Here is an 18,644-nt window from a genome sequence, read left to right as displayed (position 1 = left end):
GCTCAGCGCGGGGCGGCCGTCGAGCTCGCGCGCACGACGAGGCGGGTCGGCATCGGCGCGCCGGAATCGGGCAGCGGGTCGGCGACGGCGCCCTCGCCGAGGAGCCGCAGCACGACGCCCACGGCGGAGCGCCCCTGCTCGCCCGGGTACTGCTCGACGGTCGTGAGGTCGAACAGCTCGGCGTACTCGTGCCCGTCGACGCCGACGACCGAGAGCTCCCTGGGCACGGCGATGCCGAGGCGCTCGGCGGCGCGAAGGGCGCCGAAGGCGACTTCGTCGGATGCCGCGAACACCGCGGTCGGCCGCGGGCCGGGGTGCCCGAGCAGCTGCAGGGCGGCGCGGTAGCCGCCCGGCATGGTCATCTCGGTCTCGACGACGTCGGCAGGCGATGGGGCGTGGCCGGCCGCGTCCATCGCATCGAGGAATCCCTGTCGGCGCGTGCCCTGCACGGTGTCGGGCCGCCCGATCGCCCCGATGCCCGCGAGGTGCGCGATGCGGGTGTGACCGAGGTGCAGCAGGTGCTCGGTCGCGAGCTGGCCGACGGCCCGGTCGTCGATCGAGAGCCGTGCCGCGTTGCCGCCGGTTCCGCCGAGGCACACGAGCGGCTTCTCTCGGCGGTCGAGCGCAGCGACCTCGTGCTCGGCGAGGTCGACGCCCACCGCGATGACCGCGTCGACGCGCTTGCGAGCGAGGAAGAACTCGAACACGCGCGCCCGATCGGGGCCGCTGTCGGAGAGGTTGTAGAGCGTCAGGTCGTAGCCGGCGGCGAGGAGCGAACGCTCGATGCCCTCGAGCACCTCGCCGAAGAACCAGCGGTTGACGAATGGAATCACCACCCCGACGTTCTTGGTGCGCCCGGTGACGAGGCTCGCAGCGTCGGGGGAGGCGATGTATCCGATCTCGGCGGCAGCGGACTCGACGCGGCGGCGGGTCTCCTCGGCGACGTAGCCCTTGCCGGAGAGCGCCCGGGAGGCCGTCGCCTTCGAGACCCCGGCGAGGCGTGCGACATCGCCGATCGCGGCCATGCGCGCCTCCCCTCGTCGGGCTGCCTCGAGCCAGAGTGTACTGCCGCTGTCGGCGAATGTGGAACCGTTTCCTGCGTGGCGTACTCGACGGGTGCGCCACGGCACCTCGCTGGTGGGAGCGCTCTCCGCCAGTTCGTGCGGTGGAACGGGGGAGTGGCCGAACCGTGACCTCCCATCCCTTGTGAGGAGGGTGGCGGGTGTTCTAGCGTTGAGGCTGGAACCGGTTCCCGGCTTCGCCTGCACCACATTCACTCGACGAGGAGATGACATGAGAATCAGACGGCATCGCCGTTGGATGGCCCCCGTGGTGGCGGCCGCGGCGGTTGGACTCGCCCTCACGGGCTGCACTGGAGACGTCGCGCCGGAGGACGCCGCCGACGTCGACTGCGCCGATTACGAGCAGTACGGCACCTTCGAAGGCAAGTCGGTCTCGGTCGCCGGCACCATCCTCGACCTCGAGGCCGACCGCCTCAGCGAGTCGTGGGCCGACTTCGAGACCTGCACGGGCATCGAGGTCGACTACCAGGGTTCGAGCGAATTCGAGGCGCAGATCGCCGTGCTCGCCGAGGGCGGCAACGCTCCCGACGTCGGCATCGTGCCGCAGCCCGGTCTCCTCGGTCGACTCGCAGCCGGTGGCTGGCTGATCCCCGCATCCGCCGACGTCGAGGCCAATGTCGACGAGTGGTGGTCCGCGGACTGGAAGCAGTACGGTACCTACGAGGACACCTTCTACGCCGCCCCGCTCATGGCGAGCATCAAGGGCTACGTCTGGTACTCGCCGGCCGAGTTCGAAGAGAAGGGGTACGAGATCCCCAAGACCCTCGACGAGCTGACCGCCCTCTCCGAGCAGATCGCGGCAGACGGCGACCACAAGCCCTGGTGCGTCGGCCTCGAATCGGGCGACGCCACCGGATGGCCGGGCACCGACTGGGTCGAGGACTACATGCTGCGCCTGCACGGCGCCGACGTGTACGACCAGTGGGTCACGCACGGGATCCCGTTCAACGACCCGCAGGTGGCCGAGGCCTTCGACGCCGTCGGTGCATACCTGAAGAACGACGACATGGTCAACGGCGGCATCGGAGACGTGTCGACGCAGGTCACCGAGGCGTTCCAGACGGCCGGTCTGCCGATCCTCGACGGAACGTGCTCGCTGCACCACCAGGCCTCGTTCTACGAGACCTTCTGGAACCCCGAGGGCGGCGACGAGAACACCGTCGCGTCCGACGGCAGCGTGTTCGCCTTCCTGCTCCCGCCCGTCAACGCCGACGACCCGCTGTCGGTGACCGGCGGCGGCGAGTTCCCGGTCGCGTTCCGCGACGCAGAAGAGGTCGAGGCGTTCCGCACCTACCTCTCGAGCGACACCTGGGCGAACAACCGGGTGAGCCTCGGCGGCGTCATCAGCGCGAACAAGGGCCTCGACCCGCAGGTCGCCTCGAGTGAGCTGCTCACGCAGTCGATCGAGATCCTGCAGGACCCCGAGACCACGTTCCGCTTCGACGGATCCGACCTGATGCCGGGCGCCGTGGGCGCCGATTCCTTCTGGAAGGGCATCGTCGCCTGGGTCACGGGTGAAGACACCGCGCAGGTGCTCGACACCATCGAGTCGAGCTGGCCGAAGGGCTAGCTGGCGCGACTCACGCCCGAGGGGCATGATCGGAGGGCGGGGATGCGAAGTCCCCGCCCTCCGTCACCCGCCGCCGACGACGACCCCGATTCAATGACGAACACTGGGAGGCACGATGACCACCGCCGATCTGCTCGGCAAGCTGCTCCAGGTGGTGATGGGGCTCGCGGTGTTCGCCGCGGTGGTCGGCCTCCTCATCTTCTTCATCGACAAGGCTCCCAAGAAGGGTCGCGACTACTGGCAGCTCGCCCTGTTCCTGCTGCCGGCGATGCTCTTCATCGCCGTCGGACTCGTCTATCCCGCGATCCGCACGAGCCTGCTCGCGTTCCAGGACTCGAGCGGTGACTGGACGCTCGACAACTTCGTCTGGACCTTCACGCAACCCGCGGCCATCCGCACGCTGATCAACACGATCATCTGGGTACTGCTCGTTCCGACGCTCGCGACGGCGATCGGCCTCGCCTACGCCGTCTTCATCGACCGTTCGCGGGGTGAGAAGTACTACAAGGTGATCCTCTTCATGCCGATCGCGATCTCGTTCGTCGGCGCGGGCGTCATCTGGGGCTTCGTCTACGACTACAACGGGGTCGGCGAGCAGATCGGCCTGCTGAACGCATTGGTCGTCGCCGCCGGCGGCGAACCGGTGCAGTGGTTGCAGACCGACCCGATCAACACGTTCCTGCTGATCGTCGTCATGATCTGGATCCAGACCGGCTTCGCCATGGTGCTCCTGAGCGCGGCCATCAAGGGGGTGCCGACCGAGCAGATCGAGGCGGCCCAGCTCGACGGCACGAACGGTTGGCAGCGCTTCATGAACGTGACGGTGCCCGGCATCCGCGGTGCCCTCGTCGTGGTGCTCACGACGATCTCGATCGCGACGCTGAAGGTCTTCGACATCGTCCGCACGATGACCGCCGGAAACTTCAACACGAGCGTCATCGCCAACGAGATGTATACCCAGGCCTTCCGAGCGAGTGAGGTGGGGCGCGGTTCGGCCCTCGCCCTGATCCTCTTCGTGCTCGTACTGCCGATCGTCATCTACAACGTCAATGTGCTCCGCAAGCAGAGGGAGATCCGATGAGCAGCGTCGCCCCCGCCGACCTCCCGGTCGGTGACAACCTCGGCTCGATCGAGGCAGCAGAGCGCAGTGAGTACGGCACGAGGACCGCGCGGGTGAAGAAGCGGCTGACCTCGCGCACCGCGACGGTCATCGCGCTGATCATCGCGGTGGTCTGGACCATCCCGACCTTCGGCCTGCTCGTCTCGTCATTCCGGCCCGCCGAGCTGATCCGCACCACCGGTTGGTGGACGATCTTCCAGAACCCGGGCTTCACGCTCGACAACTACCGTGATGTGCTGTTCTCGACCTCGTCGTCGTCACCGCAGCTCGGCGCGTACATCGTGAACTCGATCGCGATCGCGCTGCTCGCCACGCTGATCCCGCTCGTCTTCGCGTCGATGGCCGCGTACGCGTTCGCGTGGATCCGCTTCAAGTGGGTCAACTGGCTCTTCATCTTCGTGTTCGCGCTGCAGATCATCCCGCTGCAGATGGCCCTCGTGCCGCTGCTGCAGATCTTCTCGACGTGGCTGCGGCCGATGCAGGCCTGGTTGCACGAGATCGTGCCGATCATCCCCGAGCAGAACTACCTGCCCCTGTGGCTCGCGCACTCGATGTTCGGGCTTCCGCTCGCGATCTTCCTGCTGCACAACTTCATCTCGGAGATCCCGTCCGACGTCATCGAGGCGGCGCGGGTCGACGGTGCGACGCACGGCCAGATCTTCTTCCGCATCGTGCTGCCGCTCGCGACGCCGGCGCTCGCGTCGTTCGCGATCTTCCAGTTCATCTGGGTGTGGAACGACCTGCTCGTCGCCCTGATCTTCTCCGGCGGCACGCAGGACGTCGCGCCGCTCACCCAGCGATTGGCCGAGATGGTCGGCTCGCGCGGTCAGGACTGGCAGCGCCTCACCGCCGCGGCGTTCATCTCCATCGTGATCCCGCTCGGCGTCTTCTTCGGACTGCAGCGCTACTTCGTGCGCGGACTGCTCGCAGGCTCCACGAAGGGGTAGGCGAGCGGCGAACATGAGCGGATGCCGCGGGCGAGAGTCGCCCGCGGCATCCGCTGCGCTGCGCCTCCGGCGAACGGCGGGTGACGCATCGGGGACCCGGCATAGGGTGATGCCATGAGCATGCACGGGGGAGCGCCACGCGGTGGGGGCGGCGGTGGAGCCCGCGGCGGCGGAGGCGCCGGCGGTGGGGGCGGCCCCCGACGGGGGTTCGCCGTCGACGAGGACGCGCAGCGGGCCGCGAACGCCGAGGCGCCGAAGATCCCCAACCTGCTCGGCCGCATCGCCGAGCTCTTCGCCGGCCACAAGGCCGCCCTCATCACCACGGTCGTGCTCGTGCTCGTCGGCGCTGCGCTCGCGATCATCCCGCCGCTGCTGACCCAGCGGGCGTTCGACGACGGACTCTTCCCGGTCGACGCGAGCGGCGAGGTCTCCGGCCCGAACCTGCCGGTGCTCGTGTGGATCGTGGTCGCGATGATCGCCGTGTTCGTCGTCTCGGCCCTGCTCGGCGTCTGGCAGACCTGGCTCACCGCGACGATCGGCAACAGCGTCATGGGCACGCTGCGCGTTCGGCTCTTCACGCACCTGCAGGCCATGGAGCTGAGCTTCTTCACGCGCACCAAGACGGGCGTCATCCAGTCGCGCCTGCAGAACGACGTGGGCGGCGTCGCCGGGGTGCTGACGAACACGGTGTCGAGCGTGCTCGGCAACACGGTGACGGTGATCTCGGCGTTCATCGCGATGCTCATCCTCAACTGGCAGCTCACGATCATCGCGCTCGTGCTCATGCCGTTCATGGTCATCGCGCAGCGCCGGGTCGGCCAGGTACGGGCGCGCATCGCCGGCAAGACCCAGGAGTCGCTCTCGGAGATGACGGCGATCACGCAGGAGACGCTGTCGGTCTCCGGCATCCTGCTCTCGAAGAGCTTCACCCGGCAGAAGAGCGAGATCGAGCGGTACGCCGACGAGAACAAGAACCAGATCGACCTGCAGGTCAGGCAGCAGATGACGGGCCAGTGGTTCTTCGCGATGGTCAACATCTTCATGTCGTCGATCCCCGCGATCGTCTACCTGGTCGCCGGCTGGCTCATCGCCGGCGGCACGGCGGATGTCACGGCGGGCACGATCGTCGCATTCACGACCGTGCAGGCGCGCCTGCTGTTCCCGCTCATGGGGCTCATGCGGGTCGCCCTCGACCTGCAGACCTCGAGCGCCCTCTTCGCCCGCATCTTCGAGTACCTCGATCTGAAGCCGGCGATCGTCGACCGGCCCGACGCCCGCGAGGTGCCCCTCGGCCCGGCGCTCGGCCGGGTCGAGTTCGACGAGGTCTCGTTCCGCTACCCCGACGCCGACGACGACTCTCGGCCGACGCTCGACGCGGTGAGCTTCACGATCGAGCCGGGGCAGTTCGCCGCGTTCGTCGGGCCGTCGGGCGCCGGCAAGACGACGGTGTCGTACCTCGTGCCGCGCCTCTACGAGGCCTCGGGCGGGGCGGTGCGCTTCGCGGGGGTCGACGTGCGGGAGCTCGACCAGGAGTCGCTCGTCTCGCACATCGGCATCGTCAGCCAGGAGACCTATCTCTTCCACGCCTCGATCGGAGAGAACCTCCGCTACGCGCGGCCCGACGCGAGCGACGCCGAACTCGAGGCGGCGGCGCGGGCCGCGAACATCCACGAGACGATCGCCTCGTTCCCCGAGGGGTACGACACCGTGGTCGGCGAACGCGGCTACCGGCTTTCGGGGGGCGAGAAGCAGCGCATCGCGATCGCACGGGTGCTGCTGAAGGACCCGGCCGTGCTCGTGCTCGACGAGGCCACGAGCGCGCTCGACACGATCTCCGAACGGGTCGTGCAGGAGGCGCTCGACGACGCCGCCCGTGGCCGCACGACCATCGCGATCGCCCACCGGCTCTCGACCGTCGTGTCCGCCGACGTGATCTTCGTGGTCGTCGCCGGCCGCATCGTCGAGCAGGGAACGCACGCCGAACTCGTGGGCGCCGAAGGGGTCTACGCCTCGCTCTACCGTCAGCAGGAGGAGCGCCCGGTGCTCGAGGCCTGAGCACCCCCTCCCGCGATTTCGGGGGACACGAGTTCGGTCGAGCCCCTTGCGACCGGTGCACCCTGCGCCGCTAGAGTGTGGAGCATCTTGCCGGGGGGCCGAGAGGGGCGACGTGTCGACGACCGAACGAGGGGCGCCGCCCGAGGCATCCGCCGCCGACGACCAGACGACGCCACCATCGGCCGCTCCGCCGGCCCCGCCGCGCTCGCCGAGGGTGCCGAAGCCGCGCGCGTCGAAGCCCCGCCGGGTCGGGCTCAGCATCCAGTCGAAGCTGCTCATCATGCTCCTCGGCGTGAGCCTCGTCTCATCGGTCATCGTCGGCGTCATCGGCTTCGTCAGCGGGCGGGAGTCGCTGCGCGCCGCCGCCGTCGACCAGCTGACGACGATCCGCGAACTGCGCACGGGCGAACTCGAGCGGGTCTTCGGCGGGGTACAGACCGGGGTCACCCTCGACTCGCGCAACCTCAGCGCGCAGAACGCGTCGATCGCGCTGAATGCGGCGTTCGAGGAGGCGCAGTCCCGGCCGCTGAGCGAGGCGCAGCGCGCGGAGCTCGAGGCGTACTACGACGACGAGTTCAACGCGGCCCTGTCGGCGCGCGCGGGCGGCACGTATGCGTCGGGCGCGTTCATCCCGGAATCCGTCGCCGGTCAGTACCTGCAGTACGAGTACACCTCGAAGGCCTACAAGTTCCCGGGCGGCGAACTCGACTTCGAATCCGCGATCGCCGCCGGCGATCCCGGTGACGGCAGCCCGTGGTCGGCTGCACGCGAGCGATACCACGACTACTTCCAGCGGATCATCGACGCGTCTGGCTACGACGACGTGCTCCTGCTCGACACCGAGGGCAACGTCGTCTACACCGCCTACTCGGGCCCCGACCTGGGCATGAACGTCATGACCGGTCCATTCAAGGACTCGCGGCTCGCCGAGGCCTACCGCGACGTGATGGCGACGAACTCGGTGAACGCGCTCGCGACGACCGACTACGAGCGGTACATGCCCTCGCTGAACGTGCCCGCGATCTGGGTGGTCTCGCCCGTCGGCAACTCGGAGCGGGTCACCGGCGCGCTGGCGGTGCAGATCCCCATCGACGTCATCAACGACGTGCTCACGGGTGACGAGCGCTGGAAGGAGCAGGGGCTCGGCGACACGGGCGAGGTCTACGTCGTCGGCAGTGACGACCTGATGCGCAGCAACTCGCGCCTGCTCATCGAGGACCCCGAGGCGTACGAGAAGCTCGCGGTGGCGAACGGCACTCCGTCCGACCTCGCCGCGCGCGAGGTCGAGGTCGGCGGCACGGTGCTGCTGCAGCCGGTCAACACGGTATCGGTGAAGCTCGCCCAGCAGGGCAAGTCGGGCACCACGATCTCGAGGGGCTACCTGGGCCGCGACAACATCACCGCGTACACCCCGGTCGACATCGACGGACTCAACTGGGTCGCGGTCGCACGCATCGACACCGAGGAGGCGTTCGCCCCGGTGGCCGATTTCACACGCAACCTCGTGATCTCGACGCTCGCGATCCTGCTCGCGGTGAGCGTGCTCTCGATGCTGCTCGCGCAGGTCTTCACGAGACCGGTGCGGCGTCTCTCCGAGGCGGTGCGCCGTGTCGCCGGCGGCGATCTCACCGTGCAGGTGCCCGCCGGAGCACGCGACGAGTTCGGCGACCTCGGCAACGCCTTCAACGACATGAGCTCGAGCCTGCGCATCAAGCAGGAGCTCATCGACGAGCAGCGCGCCGAGAACGAGCGCCTGCTCCACACGCTCATGCCCGAAGCCGTCGCGAAGCGCTATCAGGATGGCGAGGAGACGATCGCCGAGGTGCACCAGGACGTCTCGGTCATCTTCGCCGAGCTCATCGGCTTCGACGACTTCACGGCGGCGCTCTCGAGCGACGACGAGCTCGCGCAGCTCAACTCGCTCATGCGCGGCTTCGATGAGGCGGCGGAGCGCACCGGGGTCGAGAAGGTGCGCACGCTCCGCGGCGGATACCTCGCGAGCTCCGGCCTCATCGTGCCGAGGGTCGACAACGTGCGGCGCGCGGTCGAGTTCGCGAACGAGCTGCGCACCGTCATCGCACGGTTCAACGCCTCGAACGAGGCATCCGTCGAACTGCGGGCCGGCATCGCGACCGGAACCGTGACGAGCGGACTCGTCGGGCGCACGAGCCTCGCCTACGACCTCTGGGGCGACGCCGTCAACCTCGCCTACCGGGTGCGCAGCGTCGACGGCCGGCCCGGCATCTACGTGAGCCAGGCGGTGAAGGACCGTCTGCAGGACGGGGTGCGCATCGTGTCGGCCGGCGCGATCGAGACCGCCGACGGCACCGAGACCGTGTGGCGGGTGGAGTAGCGCATGGAGGAGCTCTTCGGCGAGGGATGGCTGTTCTGGGGCATCGTGCTCGCCCTCGGCGTGCCGGTGCTGCTCGTGGTGCTCACCGAGGTGCTCGGCTGGTTGACGCGGCGGGGGAGCGCCGCTGCCAAGCCGGTGCGGCTGCTGCGCAACTGGGTGGTGCCCGTCGGGGCGCTGTTCGGCCTGCTGATCTTCGCGCTCCAGTCGCCGGCCGATCAGGTGTGGGCGAGGGTCGTCGCCACCGTGCTCGGCTTCCTCGTGATCCTCCTGGTGCTGAGCGCCCTCAACGTCGCCCTCTTCGCCAACGCGAAGCCCGGCAGCTGGCGCGAGCGCATCCCGTCGATCTTCGTCGACCTCGGCCGGCTCGTGCTCATCGTCGTCGGCGTCGCGGTCCTCTTCTCCTGGGTGTGGGGCGCGGATGTCGGCGGGCTCATCGCCGCGCTCGGCGTCACATCGATCGTCATCGGCCTCGCGCTGCAGAACGCGGTGGGCGGCATCATCTCGGGCCTGCTGCTGCTCTTCGAGCAGCCGTTCAAGCTCGGCGACTGGCTCGACACCGGCAGCGTGCGGGGCAGGGTCATCGAGGTGAACTGGCGTGCGGTGCACATCGACACCGGTGCCGGCGTGCAGATCGTGCCGAACGCCTCGCTCGCCAGCTCCTCCTTCACGAACCTCAGCCTGCCGACCGAACTGCACCGCGCCATGGCGACCGTGACCTTCTCCACCGACGACCCGCCGCACGAGGTCATCGACCTCGTCGTCGACGTGGCGCGCGGACTGCCGATGGCCGCAACGGGCGAGCAGCCCGCCGCGCGGTATCTGGGCGCAGCCAAGTACGAGGTCGAGGTGCCCGTCTCCGGGCCGGCGGCGGCGGATGACGCGGTGTCGCTCCTGCTCGCCTGGCTCTGGTACGCGGCGCGACGGCGGGGCCTCTCGCTCGACGGCGATTCGACCGACCCCGTCGCCGAGCCCGAGCAGCTCGCCGCCGCGCTCGAGCTCATCGCGCCCGCGTTCCGTTTGAACGCCGAGGATCGCGAGCGGCTCGCGCCCTCATGCCACCTCGAGCGGTACGGTACCGGGGAGGTCGTGCAGCAGCCCGATCGGGTGCCCGACATGCTGCGGATCGTCGTCGACGGCCGCCTCGCACTCTCGATCGTCACCGATCGGGGCGCGATCGATTCGGGCGTCGCCGAGGTGGGCGAGTCGGTCGGGCAGACGGTGCTCACGCGGGAGCCGTCGTTCGTGCGCGCCGTCGCCGCGGAGGTCACCACGATCCTCGTGATGCCGCTCGCGGTGATCGACGAGATCGTGCGATCGAACCCCGCGGTCGCGCGCGACATCGGTCAGGCGATCGAGAACCGGCGGCGCGCGGCATCCGATGCGCTCGCGGCCGCCGGGATCGTGCGCGGTGCCCTCGGCGGTCGCGGGTAGGCGGTCTCCGCCTACGGCGTGCGCTCGGCGAGCATCCCGGTCATGAGCTCGATCTCGGAGGTCTGGCTGTCGACGATCGACTGCGCGAGCGCGACGACGACGTCGTTCGTGGAACGGGCGAGCACCGCGTCGGCCATCTCGACCGCGCCCTGGTGGTGGGCGATCATGAGCTCGAGGAAGCGGCGTTCGGCCTCGACGCCGGTGAGGCCGCGCAGCTCTTCCACCTGAGCCGGTGTCGCGAGGCCGGGCATCGGCGCGCCGGGCACGTGGGCCTCGGGATCGGTGGTCGCATGGTCGCCGTGACCCGCCGCGCCATCGAGCGCGGGGCGCGTCATCCACGTCATCGACGGCTCGGAGCCCGCCTGCGACAGGCCCCACCCGGCGAGCCATCCGTACATCTGGCCGGCCTGCTGCGCCTGCGTCGTCGCGATGTCGTAACCGAGCAGCCGCACCTCGTCGTCGTCGGTCGCATCGCGCACGATCATGGCGAGCTCCACGCCCTGCAGGTGGTGCACCTGCATGTCGCGGGCGAACCCGGCCTCGGCGCTCGTCGTCGTGGGCGTCGGCTCGGCGAGCGTCGAGAGGCGACCGATCGAGAACGCCACGGCAGCGATGACGATGAGGGCGACGGATGCCACGGCGATGACGGCGGTCCGGCCGCCCCGGCGCGGTCTCGGCGCGGCGGTGGCGGCCTGGTCGGTCGGGTCGGCCGGGTCGTCGGCGTCGATCACGACGTCGGCGGTCGATCGCTCGGGGGCTCGAGTCACGACACCTTGCCCGGAGCGTCGTACGCGCCGGTGCAGAGCGCGCCGGGCTCCGGCACGTTCTGGCTCTGCCAGTACTCCTCGAAGAACGCGGGGATGCGCTCGTCGTCGGCGCTGTCGAGGGCGAGCTGGGTGTTCCAGCCGCTCAGCACGATCGGCGAGTCGAGGCCCTCGAAGGGCGACAGCACGACGTAGGTCGACGGCAGGTGCGACTTCAGCGCCTCGAGCTCGGTGGCGGGCAGCTCGGGGTCGTAGGTGACCCAGATGGCCCCGTGCTCGAGCGAGTGCACGGCGTTCTCGTTCGGCACCGGCTGCTCGTAGACGCCGCAGTTGAGCCACATCTGGTTGTGCTCGCCGCCGGCGGGCGGGGTCTGCGCGTAGTCGACGACGCCCTCGACGTGACCGGCGCCGTTGTCGAAGGTCTCGACGCCGTCGATGTTCGTGCCGTCGCCTCCGGCGCCGTACGAGACGGCCTGCGGGGTCAGCACGATCGCCGTGACGATGATGCCGACGACCGCGACACCGCCGACGACCGCCGACCAGATGCCGATGCGCCGGTTGCGCTTGGCCTTGGCCTCGCGCTTCTTGAACTCGGCGAGCTTGCGCTCGCGCTCAGCCGCGCGCTGCTGCTTGACGGTGTTCTGCTGCTTCACCTTGGGGGGAACGGGCGGGGTCGCGCTCACACGTAGGCCTCTCTCGCATGGTTGTCGCTTCAATCATATGAACGTACACGCTGGGAGAACGCCGGGTCGAGGCATCCGCTCGGGCCTTCGCCATGGCCGTGCGAACGGATAGAGTGGCCTCGTGATCCTCTCGCTGTGTTGTCGCTGACGAAGACGTCGACCGACCCCACGCACGCCACGATCGTTCGCCGCTCCCGTCCGCCGACCGAGCGGACGAGCCGACAGCAAGGACACCACCATGAAGTACGCAGACACCATCGTCGACCTCGTCGGCGACACTCCGCTCGTGAAGCTGCACCACGTCACCGAAGGCGTGACGTCGGCGACGGTGCTCGTGAAGCTCGAGTACCTGAACCCCGGCGGTTCCTCGAAGGACCGTATCGCCGGCCGCATCATCGATGCCGCCGAACGCGAGGGCAAGCTGAAGCCGGGCGGCACGATCGTGGAGCCCACCTCGGGCAACACGGGCGTCGGCCTCGCGCTCGTGGCGCAGCAGCGCGGGTACCGGTGCATCTTCGTGTGCCCCGACAAGGTCGGTGAAGACAAGCGCAACGTGCTCACCGCCTACGGCGCCGAGGTCGTCGTGACGCCGACGGCCGTCGCGCCCGACAGCCCCGAGTCGTACTACGGCGTCTCCGACCGGCTCGCCCGAGAGATCCCCGGTGCGTTCAAGCCCGACCAGTACTCCAACCCCAACGGCCCGCGCTCGCACTACGAGACCACCGGCCCCGAGATCTGGCGCGACACCGAGGGAAAGGTCACCCACTTCGTAGCGGGCGTCGGCACCGGGGGCACGATCACCGGCACCGGGCGCTATCTGCGTGAGGTGTCCGAAGATCGCGTGCGCATCATCGGCGCCGACCCCGAGGGCTCGGTCTACTCGGGCGGCACCGGCCGGCCGTACCTGGTCGAGGGCGTCGGCGAAGACTTCTGGCCGACGGCGTACGACCCCGCCGTGCCGCACGAGATCATCGCCGTCTCCGACGCCGAGTCGTTCGACATGACCCGCCGGCTCGCCCGTGAAGAGGGCATCCTGGTCGGCGGCTCGAGCGGCATGGCCGTGGTGGCTGCGCTGAAGGCCGCTGCCTCCGCGGGCCCCGACGACGTGTTCGTGGTGCTGCTGCCCGACGGCGGACGCGGCTACCTCGGCAAGATCTTCAACGACAAGTGGATGCGCGCCTACGGCTTCTCGAACGCCCCTGCCGGTCACACGATCGCCGAGCTGCTCGCGGCGAAGGCTGACCGCACGGCGCCCCTCGTCTACGTGCACCCGAACGACACGGTGCGCGAGGCGATCGACCGAATGACCGACACCGGCGTCTCGCAGCTGCTCGTGCTGACCGCCGAGCCGCCCGTCGTGCTCGGCGAGGTGCTCGGGGCGCTCCATGAGGAGGCACTGCTCGAACAGGTCTTCTCGGGCCAGGTCAAGCTCACCGACAAGGTCTCGGGCGTCGTGGGGGAGCCGCTGCCACTCATCGGGGTCAACGAGCCCGTGGCATCCGCTCGCTCGTCGTTCTCGGCGACGCCCGCGATGCTCGTGACCGACGGCGGCAAGGCGCTCGGCGTGATCACCCGCACCGATCTGCTCGCCTATCTCTCCGCCTGACCGTCCCGACTCATGCGTTCCTCGCAACCCGCCGCCCCGCCATCGTCCTCGATTCAGGAGATCGTCGCGGAGTCAGGTCGATGTCGCCGATGTCGTCCTGATCCCGCGACTTCCTCCTGAACCCAACGACCACTGAAAGCGATCCCATCCCATGCACGACCACGCACGCTTCGACACCCTCGCCATCCACGCGGGGCAGGAGTTCGACCCCACCACCGGCGCCGTCATCCCGCCGATCTACCAGACCTCGACCTACGTGCAGGACGGAATCGGGGGGCTCCGCGGCGGCTACGAGTACTCGCGCGGCGGCAACCCCACGCGCACGGCGCTCGAGACGCAGCTCGCCGCGCTCGAGGGCGGTGAGCTCGGCCTGTCGTTCGCCTCGGGCCTCGCGGCCGAAGACGCGCTGCTGCGCACCGTGCTCGCGCCCGGTGACCACGTCGTCATCGGCAACGACGTCTACGGCGGCACGCACCGGCTCATCCGCCGAGTGCACGGCGCCTGGGGCGTGCGGCACACGACCGTCGACACGAGCGACCTCGACGCGGTGCGCGCCGCGATCGAACCGTCGACGAAAGTGCTCTGGGTCGAGACGCCGTCGAACCCCCTCATGAAGATCTCGGATGTCGCGGCGCTCGCCGAGCTCGGCCGCGCCGCGGGCGTGCTCGTGGTCGTCGACAACACGTTCGCCTCGCCCGCGCTGCAGCAGCCGCTCGCCCTCGGCGCCGACGTCGTCGTGCACTCGACGACGAAGTACCTCGGCGGCCACTCCGACGTCGTCGGCGGCGCGCTCGTGTTCGCCGGCGGCCTGGGCGACGGCGGCGGCGACTCCTCGCGCCCCGAGCTCGCCGACCTCGCCGAGCGCGTGACGTTCACCCAGTTCGCGGCGGGCGCGGTGTCGGGCCCGTTCGACGCGTTCCTCACCTCGCGCGGCATCAAGACCCTCGGTGTGCGCATGGAGCGGCACAGCTCGAACGCCCTCGCGATCGCACGGCGCCTCGACGAGCACGCCGGCATCGAGCGCGTGTACTACCCCGGGCTCGAGTCGCACCCGGGCCACGAACTGGCCGCCCGGCAGATGTCGGGGTTCGGCGGCATGCTCTCGATCTCGCTCGCGGGGGGCGGAGAGGCCGCGCGCCGGTTCGCCGAGTCGACCGAGCTGTTCCAGCTCGCCGAGTCGCTCGGAGGTGTGGAGTCGCTCGTCAACTACCCCTCGGAGATGACGCACGCCTCGGTGAAGGGCACCGATGCCGAGGTGCCCGAGTCGATCGTGCGCCTGTCGGTCGGCATCGAGCACGTCGCCGACCTGCTCGCCGACATCGACGGCGCGCTCGCCCGCCTGTAGCGGCATCCGCTCGCCGGGTCTCCGCAGCCGGATGAGTGGGAGAATGGGAGCAGGCGCACGGCACGACTCCGGCGCTTCGGGAGATGAGCTCTCATGGTCTGGTTCTGGATCACCGTGGTCATCGTCGCCATCCTGGCGATCGTCCTCCTCTTCATGTCGGTGAAGATCGTGAAGCAGTACGAGCGCGGCGTGGTGCTGCGATTCGGCCGGTTGCACAGCGTGCGCGAGCCGGGCATCCGGTTCATCATTCCGATCGTCGACGTGATGATCAAGGTGTCGTTGCGCATCGTGACGCTGCCGATCCAGTCGCAGGGCATCATCACGAAGGACAACGTCACCGTCGGGGTGTCGGCCGTGGCCTACTACCGGGTGGCCGACGCGGTGAAGTCGGTGATCGCGATCGAGAACGTGAAGTCGGCGATCGAGCAGATCGCGCAGACGACGCTCCGACGCGTCGTCGGCCAGCACCATCTCGACGAGGCGCTCGCCGATACGGCGGCGCTCAACGCCAACATCCGCGAGATCCTGGATGTCACGACGCTCGACTGGGGCGTCGAGGTCACGCTCGTCGAGCTGAAGGACATCCTGCTGCCCGACTCGATGAAGCGCGCCATGGCGAAGCAGGCCGAGGCCGAGCGCGAGAAGCGGGCGAAGATCATCGCCGCCGAGGGCGAGTCGCTCGCGGCGGTCCAGCTCGGCGTCGCGAGCGACACGATGATGTCGCATCCGCTCGCGCTGCAGCTGCGCACCCTGCAGACGCTCGTCGAGGTGGGCGTCGACAAGAACACGCTCGTCCTCTTCCCGGCGCCGCTCATGGCCTCGATCGGCGAGCTCACGAACTTCATCGATCGGGAGGCGGCGGTCGCCCAGGTGCGCGGACACTAGGCGTGGCTAGACGGGCGCGATGCCGTTCCGGTAGGCCCAGATGACGATCTGCACCCGGTCGCGGAGCGAGAGCTTGGTGAGCACCCGACCGATGTGCGTCTTCACCGTCGCCTCGGCGAGGTGGACGGTTCGAGCGATCTCGGCGTTGCCGAGGCCTTGCGTCACGAGCCGCACGATCTCGAGTTCGCGCTCGGTCAGGCTCGCCTCGGCGGCCGCGCGCCGACCGGGATCGGGCATCCCGGGAAGCATCAGCTCGACGAACCGGCTCGTCGTCGATGGGGCGAGCACTGCATCGCCGCGGTGTACCGCTCGGATCGCCGCGGCCAGTTCGTCGACCGAGGCGTCCTTCAACAGGAACCCGGATGCCCCGGCGCGCAGCGCCCCGAAGACGTACTCGTCGGCATCGAAGGTCGTGAGCACGAGCACCCGTGTGTCGGCGTGGTGTTCGAGGATCTCGCGGGTCGCGTCGACGCCGTCGAGCTGCGGCATCCTGATGTCCATCAGCACGACGTCGGGGGAGAGTCGCGCCGTCGCGCGCACGGACTCGGCACCCGTCGCGGCCTCGCCGACGACTTCGAGGTCGGCCTGGGCATCAACGCTCGCGACGATGCCGGCTCGCACGAGGTCCTGGTCATCGACGACGAGTACGCGGATCATGCGGTGGGCTCCGCCCGCGTCGGCACCGTGGCGGTCACCGTGAAGCTGCCGTCACCCGCGTCGACGGTCGTGAGGCTTCCGCCGACCGCACGCAGTCGTTCGCCCATGCCCAGCAGCCCGAGTCCGGGCTCGATCGTCTCGGCGCCACCTCGCACGCGCGCCCGGTCGTTCGTGATGATCACGGACAGCCGATCGTCGTCCCACCTCATCAAGAGGTCGACGATCGCGCCGGGGTGCGCGTGCTTGGCGACGTTGGTGAGCGCCTCCTGCACGACGCGGTAGATCGCAACTTGCGCGGCCGCCCCGATCGGAGTCGCCGTACCCTCCGTCGAATGCGCGATGACGAAACCGAGCGAACGCGCCCGCTCGATCAGCTCGGGGAGTTCGGCGAGGGTCGGTTGCGGGAGCGGCCGCGCATCGGGCGAAGCTTCGTCATCGCGGATGCCTCGGAGCAGCACCCTGATCTCGTGCAGCGAATCGCGTGCGGTGTCTTCGATCACGGTGAGCGCCGAGGTCGCTCGCGCCTCGTCGAACCTGGCGACCCGTGACTGGCCGACGATCACCGCAAGGGAGTGGGCGAGCACGTCATGCATGTCGCGCGAGATGCGGGCGCGCTCCTCGAACGCAGCGAGCGCCTCGCGCTGTGTGCGCTCGCGGCGTTCGCTCTCGGCCCGCTGCTCGGCGAGCTCTGTCGCCAGCAGCTGGGACCGTCGAAGGAGACCCATCGTCCATGCGCACAGCACGACCGCGGTGAAGAGCACGAAGAGCAGCCACGGCGACGGCCCGAATCCGGAGTCGACGACGTTCGGGTCTGCGGCGTAGCGGCCCGCCGCAGCGACCGACCCGACGAGCCCGATCACGAGCGGCATCCAGCGTGTTCCGTACGCGGTCGCGGCGTACACCGCGATCACGAACACGAGCGACGACGGCAGGACGAAGAACAGGCCCGTGACGACGGCCTCGCCGCCGACGCACCCCGCGATCACGAGCAGCGCAGCCGACGGGTGCGAGCTCCGCCACAACAGCGCGGCATGCCCGACGATCGCGAGCACAACCACGACCCACGCGCCCGGGGCCGGGATCGACGTGAACGAGACCAGCGCCGTCGGCGGCAGCAGCACCATCGCGGCAACGGCGGCGATGAGTGCGTCGTGGCGCGTCGGTGTCATGGTCACACCTCCAACCTATGCGGCGATGCTCGCTGGGGCGCGAGCGTGCTCGGCATCGCGAGTCGAACCGCGAGCATCGATGAATCCGAGTGTCGCGGTGAGCACCACCACTCCGAGCGCGAGCCACGTGCCGTAGACGCCCAGCACCATCAGGGTCGCCCCATCGCTTGCGAACACGACGGAACCCGCCGCGACTCCGGTCACCTGCGCCAGCAGCCCGAACACCATGAGGAACCCCATGCTGAGCAGTGCCATCGACGCGCACAAGCCGCAGGCGACGAGCAGCCATGCCGGGAGGGGCACGCGCCGTGACGAGGTCAGGAGCAGCACGAGCACGAGCGCTGCGCCGAAGGAGAGGAGTTCCATCACCGGGAAGCCGGCGGTGCGGTCGACCGGAGAGCTCGAGCGATCCTGTACCCACCACACCAGTTTCAGCAGCGGATAGGGAACGGCGAAGGCGACGGCGCACCACGCCACCGCGATTCGTGTGCGAGCGGATGCCGCGGCGCCGGCGTCGCGGGCATGACCGGCGCGGAGTCGCCATGCCCAGGCGACGGTGACGAGTGCGGCGAGGAGGCTCGCGGCCCGTGCGATCGCGCCAGGCCAGTCGACGGTCGCGAAGTCACCGGAGGGGATGCCCGTGGCCCAGAAGAACGCACGGAACCCGTCGAGGACGGCCCCTCCGGATGCGCCGAAGAAGAACACCGCCGCGGCCCAGCCGAGCACGCCCGCCGCACGCGTTCCGCGCGTCGAGCTCGTCATCCGCGCAATGAGCAGCGACGCGAGTACCAGGGTCACGGCGATCAGGGCGAGCCAACGAGGCGGGAAGATCCGCGCGTAATCGTCGGTGGGGCCGATCGCGAGGGATGCGGCGGCGGTGAGGGCGGCGATTGCTGCCGCGCCGATCGTGGCGGCGATGAGGGTCGGGCCTGCCGTTCGAGTGCGTTTCGTGATCATGCGTCCAGCCCAGCCGATGC

15 protein-coding genes are annotated in these 18,644 nt (G+C 69.5%); 9 read left to right on the top strand and 6 right to left on the bottom strand.

Features of this window, described 5'->3' with window-relative positions; translation table 11 throughout:
• Positions 1–2: 2 nt before the first annotated feature.
• Entirely contained in the window at positions 3–1,025 is a 1,023-nt protein-coding gene (locus JOE59_RS12695; RefSeq protein ID WP_204460975.1) for a LacI family DNA-binding transcriptional regulator, read from the bottom strand.
• A gap of 268 nt (positions 1,026–1,293) precedes the next feature.
• Here JOE59_RS12695 and JOE59_RS12690 point away from each other — a divergent pair, with 268 nt between their 5' ends.
• From JOE59_RS12690 to JOE59_RS12665, 6 genes are all read left to right on the top strand, one after another.
• A complete protein-coding gene (locus JOE59_RS12690) occupies positions 1,294–2,652 on the top strand; it encodes an ABC transporter substrate-binding protein (RefSeq protein WP_204460973.1) in 1,359 nt (452 codons plus the stop codon).
• A gap of 115 nt (positions 2,653–2,767) precedes the next feature.
• Positions 2,768–3,733: a carbohydrate ABC transporter permease gene (locus JOE59_RS12685; protein WP_204460970.1), complete on the top strand. Its 966-nt coding sequence runs from the start codon at positions 2,768–2,770 to the stop codon at positions 3,731–3,733.
• Positions 3,730–4,719, top strand: a complete 990-nt coding sequence (locus JOE59_RS12680; RefSeq protein WP_204460968.1) for a carbohydrate ABC transporter permease — start codon at positions 3,730–3,732, stop codon at positions 4,717–4,719. Before JOE59_RS12685 ends, JOE59_RS12680 begins: the two co-directional genes overlap by 4 nt.
• Positions 4,720–4,839: 120 nt before the next feature.
• Positions 4,840–6,774, top strand: coding sequence for an ABC transporter ATP-binding protein (locus JOE59_RS12675; protein WP_204463389.1), 1,935 nt, complete (start codon positions 4,840–4,842; stop codon positions 6,772–6,774).
• A 112-nt stretch (positions 6,775–6,886) separates the two neighbouring features.
• Complete coding sequence (locus JOE59_RS19125; protein WP_204460965.1) at positions 6,887–9,127, top strand: adenylate/guanylate cyclase domain-containing protein; 2,241 nt, start codon at positions 6,887–6,889, stop codon at positions 9,125–9,127.
• Between the two features lie 3 nt (positions 9,128–9,130).
• On the top strand, positions 9,131–10,558 hold the full coding sequence (locus JOE59_RS12665) for a mechanosensitive ion channel domain-containing protein (RefSeq protein ID WP_204460963.1): 1,428 nt from the start codon (positions 9,131–9,133) through the stop codon (positions 10,556–10,558).
• 11 nt (positions 10,559–10,569) lie between these two features.
• On the opposite strand, the gene JOE59_RS19005 is transcribed toward JOE59_RS12665, so the two are convergent.
• Together JOE59_RS19005 and JOE59_RS19000 are read right to left on the bottom strand one after the other, a co-directional pair.
• Positions 10,570–11,325, bottom strand: coding sequence for a DUF305 domain-containing protein (locus tag JOE59_RS19005; protein ID WP_307837061.1), 756 nt, complete (start codon positions 11,323–11,325; stop codon positions 10,570–10,572).
• Positions 11,322–12,005, bottom strand: coding sequence for a thioredoxin-like domain-containing protein (locus tag JOE59_RS19000; RefSeq protein ID WP_204460960.1), 684 nt, complete (start codon positions 12,003–12,005; stop codon positions 11,322–11,324). Before JOE59_RS19000 ends, JOE59_RS19005 begins: the two co-directional genes overlap by 4 nt.
• Before the next feature lie 238 nt (positions 12,006–12,243).
• Between JOE59_RS19000 and JOE59_RS12650 the strand changes: the two genes are divergently transcribed.
• The 3 genes from JOE59_RS12650 (at position 12,244) to JOE59_RS12640 (ending at position 15,841) form a co-directional block, all read left to right on the top strand.
• Entirely contained in the window at positions 12,244–13,611 is a 1,368-nt protein-coding gene (locus JOE59_RS12650; RefSeq protein ID WP_204460959.1) for a cystathionine beta-synthase, read from the top strand.
• Between the two features lie 151 nt (positions 13,612–13,762).
• Complete coding sequence (locus JOE59_RS12645; RefSeq protein WP_204460958.1) at positions 13,763–14,956, top strand: cystathionine gamma-synthase; 1,194 nt, start codon at positions 13,763–13,765, stop codon at positions 14,954–14,956.
• Between the two features lie 93 nt (positions 14,957–15,049).
• Entirely contained in the window at positions 15,050–15,841 is a 792-nt protein-coding gene (locus tag JOE59_RS12640) for a slipin family protein (protein ID WP_204460957.1), read from the top strand.
• A 6-nt stretch (positions 15,842–15,847) separates the two neighbouring features.
• On the opposite strand, the gene JOE59_RS12635 is transcribed toward JOE59_RS12640, so the two are convergent.
• From JOE59_RS12635 to JOE59_RS12625, 3 genes are read right to left on the bottom strand one after another with little or no spacing between them, the layout of a single operon-like run.
• Positions 15,848–16,498 (bottom strand): response regulator, encoded by a 651-nt coding sequence (locus JOE59_RS12635; RefSeq protein WP_204460956.1) that lies wholly within the window; start codon positions 16,496–16,498, stop codon positions 15,848–15,850.
• Positions 16,495–17,667, bottom strand: coding sequence for a sensor histidine kinase (locus tag JOE59_RS12630; RefSeq protein WP_204460955.1), 1,173 nt, complete (start codon positions 17,665–17,667; stop codon positions 16,495–16,497). Before JOE59_RS12630 ends, JOE59_RS12635 begins: the two co-directional genes overlap by 4 nt.
• Positions 17,668–17,682: 15 nt before the next feature.
• Positions 17,683–18,624, bottom strand: a complete 942-nt coding sequence (locus tag JOE59_RS12625) for a hypothetical protein (RefSeq protein ID WP_204460954.1) — start codon at positions 18,622–18,624, stop codon at positions 17,683–17,685.
• Between the last annotated feature and the right edge of the window lie 20 nt (positions 18,625–18,644).

Origin of the sequence: Agromyces cerinus (genome assembly GCF_016907835.1) — a bacterium.
Classification (GTDB): Bacteria; Actinomycetota; Actinomycetes; order Actinomycetales; family Microbacteriaceae; genus Agromyces; species Agromyces nitratus.
Note: the sequence above shows the minus strand (reverse complement) of the source record. Positions and strands in the feature narration are given on the sequence as shown.

Bases quoted from the DNA above. Each gene is read 5' to 3' on its own strand.
- JOE59_RS12650 (WP_204460959.1), top strand. From the start codon at position 12,244: ATGAAGTACGCAGACACCATCGTCGACCTCGTCGGCGACACTCCGCTC.
- JOE59_RS12675 (WP_204463389.1), top strand. From the start codon at position 4,840: ATGCACGGGGGAGCGCCACGCGGTGGGGGCGGCGGTGGAGCCCGCGGC.
- JOE59_RS12690 (WP_204460973.1), top strand. From the start codon at position 1,294: ATGAGAATCAGACGGCATCGCCGTTGGATGGCCCCCGTGGTGGCGGCC.
- JOE59_RS12695 (WP_204460975.1), bottom strand. From the start codon at position 1,025: ATGGCCGCGATCGGCGATGTCGCACGCCTCGCCGGGGTCTCGAAGGCG.
- JOE59_RS12685 (WP_204460970.1), top strand. From the start codon at position 2,768: ATGACCACCGCCGATCTGCTCGGCAAGCTGCTCCAGGTGGTGATGGGG.
- JOE59_RS12640 (WP_204460957.1), top strand. From the start codon at position 15,050: ATGGTCTGGTTCTGGATCACCGTGGTCATCGTCGCCATCCTGGCGATC.
- JOE59_RS12645 (WP_204460958.1), top strand. From the start codon at position 13,763: ATGCACGACCACGCACGCTTCGACACCCTCGCCATCCACGCGGGGCAG.
- JOE59_RS12625 (WP_204460954.1), bottom strand. From the start codon at position 18,624: ATGATCACGAAACGCACTCGAACGGCAGGCCCGACCCTCATCGCCGCC.
- JOE59_RS12680 (WP_204460968.1), top strand. From the start codon at position 3,730: ATGAGCAGCGTCGCCCCCGCCGACCTCCCGGTCGGTGACAACCTCGGC.
- JOE59_RS12665 (WP_204460963.1), top strand. From the start codon at position 9,131: ATGGAGGAGCTCTTCGGCGAGGGATGGCTGTTCTGGGGCATCGTGCTC.
- JOE59_RS12630 (WP_204460955.1), bottom strand. From the start codon at position 17,667: ATGACACCGACGCGCCACGACGCACTCATCGCCGCCGTTGCCGCGATG.
- JOE59_RS12635 (WP_204460956.1), bottom strand. From the start codon at position 16,498: ATGATCCGCGTACTCGTCGTCGATGACCAGGACCTCGTGCGAGCCGGC.